Origin of the sequence: Streptomyces kebangsaanensis, assembly GCF_001906585.1 — a bacterium.
GTDB lineage: Bacteria > Actinomycetota > Actinomycetes > Streptomycetales > Streptomycetaceae > Streptomyces > Streptomyces kebangsaanensis.
Genome location: NZ_JUJA01000167.1, coordinates 150,695 through 153,523, shown reverse-complemented (window position 1 = coordinate 153,523; position 2,829 = coordinate 150,695). Strand labels below are relative to the sequence as shown.

Sequence of the window (2,829 nt, the reverse complement as noted above, 5' to 3'; positions counted from 1 at the left end):
CCCGCCGGTAGCATCCTGACCATGGCAGACACGCAGCAGGTTGACCCCAAGGCCGAGCGCAGGGCGAGCCGCCTCGCCCAGCGGATCGGCTCCTTCTCCAGGGCCCACGGCGGCGCCGAGGGCCAGGTCGCGTACCTCGGACAGCGCGGTGCCCGCATCGTCCTCGTCGGCGAGGACGGCACCTGGGGCGACCTGGTGGCCCCCACGTACGCCATCGCGAGGACGGCGGTGGAGAAGGCCGGGATCACCGTCCACGAGACGTTCGACGGCGAGTTCGCGGCCAAGGTCAGGACGGGCCCGTACGAGTGGAGCCGCATGGCGGGCATCCAGGTGGGCGGCCCGAGGAACGGCTGAACCAACGGCGTGACCCGGGGCCGCGGGAGTCGTCCTGCGGCCCCGGGTCACGGGTCACGGAGTCACGCCCGGAGTCCGGGCGGCGGCCTTCAGGCCTTCGTCAGGGTGGGCTCGGCCGTCGGGCCCGGCAGGTCGGCCACCACCTCGGGGCGCTCGCGCAGCGACAGCAGCACCCGCAGTACCCAGATCCACATCACGCACGAGCCCAGCATGTGCAGGCCCACCAGGACCTCGGGCAGGTGCAGGAAGGTCTGGGCATAGCCCAGGGCGCCCTGGGCCAGCAGGATCAGGAACAGTTCGCGGCTCCGCGCCAGCGGGCCCCTCGGCGCGTCGACGGCCTTGAGGAAGAACCACAGGGCGAACGTCAGCGTGACCACGATCCAGGCCAGCACGGCGTGCAGCTTGGCGACCGTCTGCCAGTCGATCGGGATACGGGCGACCTCCTGGGAGTCGCCCGCGTGCGGCCCGGCGCCGGTCACCACCGTGCCGACCGCGATCAGCAGCGCGCTCGCGAGGACGAGGAACCCCACCAGCTGCTGGATCGGCCTGCCGACCAGCGGGCGCGGTGCCGCGTCGCCCTCGCGGGTGCGCTGCCACATCACCGTGGCGACCGCGATCAGCGCCGAGGAGAGCAGGAAGTGCGCGGCGACGGTGTACGGGTTCAGGCCGACGAGGACGACGATGCCGCCGAGCACCGCGTTGCCCATGACCACCCAGAACTGCGCCCAGCCCAGCCGGGTGAGGCTGCGCCGCCACGGCTTCTGGGAGCGCGCGGCGACGATCGCCCATCCGACGGCGGCGCACAGCACGTACGTCAGCAGCCGGTTGCCGAACTCGATCACGCCGTGCAGGCCCATCTCGCTGGTGGTGGTCAGCGAGTCCTCGGTGCACTTGGGCCAGGTCGGACAGCCGAGGCCCGAGCCGGTCAGGCGGACGGCGCCGCCGGTGACGACGATGACGACCGCCATGACGAGCGCGGCGAGGGCCGCCCGCTGGACGGTCCTCGGGTGCGGGGTCCAGCGTGCGGCGATGAAGGCGAGCGGGTTGCGCGCGGCGGACATGGCGTCGGCGCGGGTCAGGTTCGACACGCGTTCCATCGTAGGCCGCCGCTTGTGCACACTTTCACGAGGGTCCATCGCGGCTTACTCCCAGCGGAAGAACTTCCCGGCGGCGGCGAGGCCCGCCACCGCCCACACGGCGAGGATCCCCAGGTCGCCCCACGGCATCCCGGCGCCGTGCTGGAGCACGTCCCGCAGCCCGCCGGACAGCGCGGAGATGGGCAGCAGGCCCAGCACGTCCTGCGCGCCGGCCGGGAACTTCTCCAGCGGTACGACCACACCGCCGCCGACCAGCAGCAGCAGGAAGACCAGGTTGGCGGCGGCCAGGGTGGCCTCGGCCTTGAGCGTGCCCGCCATCAGCAGGCCCAGCCCGGAGAAGGCGGCCGTGCCGAGGACCAGCAGCAGGAGCACGGCGAACGGGTTGCCGTGCGGCGACCAGCCCAGCGCGAAGGCGATCACGGTCAGCAGCGTGATCTGCAGGACCTCGGTGACCAGCACGGACGCCGTCTTGGCGGTCATCAGCCCCCAGCGCGGCAGCGGCGAGGCGGCCAGCCGCTTCAGCACGCCGTAGCGCCGCTCGAAGCCGGTCGCGATGGCCTGCCCGGTGAACGCCGTCGACATCACGGCCAGGGCGAGGACGCCGGGGGTGAGGAAGTCCACGGCCCTGCCCGTGCCGGTGTCCACGATGTCCACGGAGCTGAACAGCACCAGCAGCAGCGTGGGGATGACGACGGTCAGCAGCAGCTGCTCGCCGTTGCGCAGCAGCATCTTCGTCTCCAGCGCCGCCTGCGCCGCGATCATGCGGGGCAGCGGGGCCGCGCCGGGCTTCGGGGTGTACGTACCCGTACCGGTGGCGGGGGTCACGAGCGCAGCTCCTTGCCGGTCAGCTCCAGGCTGTGTTTTCCCGGGGGACAACCCCCGGACCCCCGGCAGAACTCGGTGTGGGCCGGATTCATGAGCGCAGCTCCTTGCCGGTCAGCTCCAGGAAAACGTCCTCCAGTGTGTGCCGCTCGACCGCGATCCGGTCCGGCATCACCCCGTTCTGCGCGCACCAGGACGTCACGGTCGCGAGCAGCTGCGGGTCGACCTTGCCGACGACCCGGTAGGCGCCCGGGGTCAGCTCGGCGGCGGTGCAGTCGGCGGGCAGCGCCTTGAGCAGGGAGCCCACGTCGAGCCCGGGGCGGCCGGTGAAGCGCAGGGTGTTCTCGGCGCCGCCGCGGCACAGCTCCTCAGGGGAGCCCTGGGCGATGACCCGGCCCGCGTCGATGATCGCGACGTCGTCGGCGAGCTGCTCGGCCTCCTCCATGTAATGGGTGGTGAGGATCACGGACACGCCGTCGGCGCGCAGGTCGCGTACGAGGTCCCAGGTGGCCCGGCGGGCCTGCGGGTCGAGTCCGGCGGTCGGCTCGTCGAGGAA

3 protein-coding genes and 1 pseudogene are annotated in these 2,829 nt (G+C 72.5%); 1 reads left to right on the top strand and 3 read right to left on the bottom strand.

From position 1 onward, the window contains the following. The first annotated feature begins 21 nt into the window (after nt 1–21). Nucleotides 22–354: a hypothetical protein gene (locus RH94_RS35505; protein ID WP_073952632.1), complete on the top strand. Its 333-nt coding sequence runs from the start codon at nt 22–24 to the stop codon at nt 352–354. A gap of 89 nt (nt 355–443) precedes the next feature. Here RH94_RS35505 and RH94_RS35500 read toward each other — a convergent pair whose 3' ends face one another. The 3 genes and pseudogenes from RH94_RS35500 to RH94_RS45685 form a co-directional block, all read right to left on the bottom strand. Next, complete coding sequence (locus tag RH94_RS35500) at nt 444–1,451, bottom strand: COX15/CtaA family protein (protein ID WP_073952410.1); 1,008 nt, start codon at nt 1,449–1,451, stop codon at nt 444–446. Nucleotides 1,452–1,496: 45 nt separating this feature from the next. After that, nucleotides 1,497–2,213, bottom strand: a complete 717-nt coding sequence (locus tag RH94_RS35495) for an ABC transporter permease (RefSeq protein WP_073952631.1) — start codon at nt 2,211–2,213, stop codon at nt 1,497–1,499. A gap of 151 nt (nt 2,214–2,364) precedes the next feature. Continuing rightward, nucleotides 2,365–2,829: pseudogene (locus RH94_RS45685) on the bottom strand (ABC transporter ATP-binding protein); the annotation flags it as partial.

Coding starts and splice junctions, on each gene's coding strand:
- RH94_RS35500 (WP_073952410.1), bottom strand. CDS start 1,451: ATGGAACGCGTGTCGAACCTGACCCGCGCCGACGCCATGTCCGCCGCG.
- RH94_RS35505 (WP_073952632.1), top strand. CDS start 22: ATGGCAGACACGCAGCAGGTTGACCCCAAGGCCGAGCGCAGGGCGAGC.
- RH94_RS35495 (WP_073952631.1), bottom strand. CDS start 2,213: ATGATCGCGGCGCAGGCGGCGCTGGAGACGAAGATGCTGCTGCGCAAC.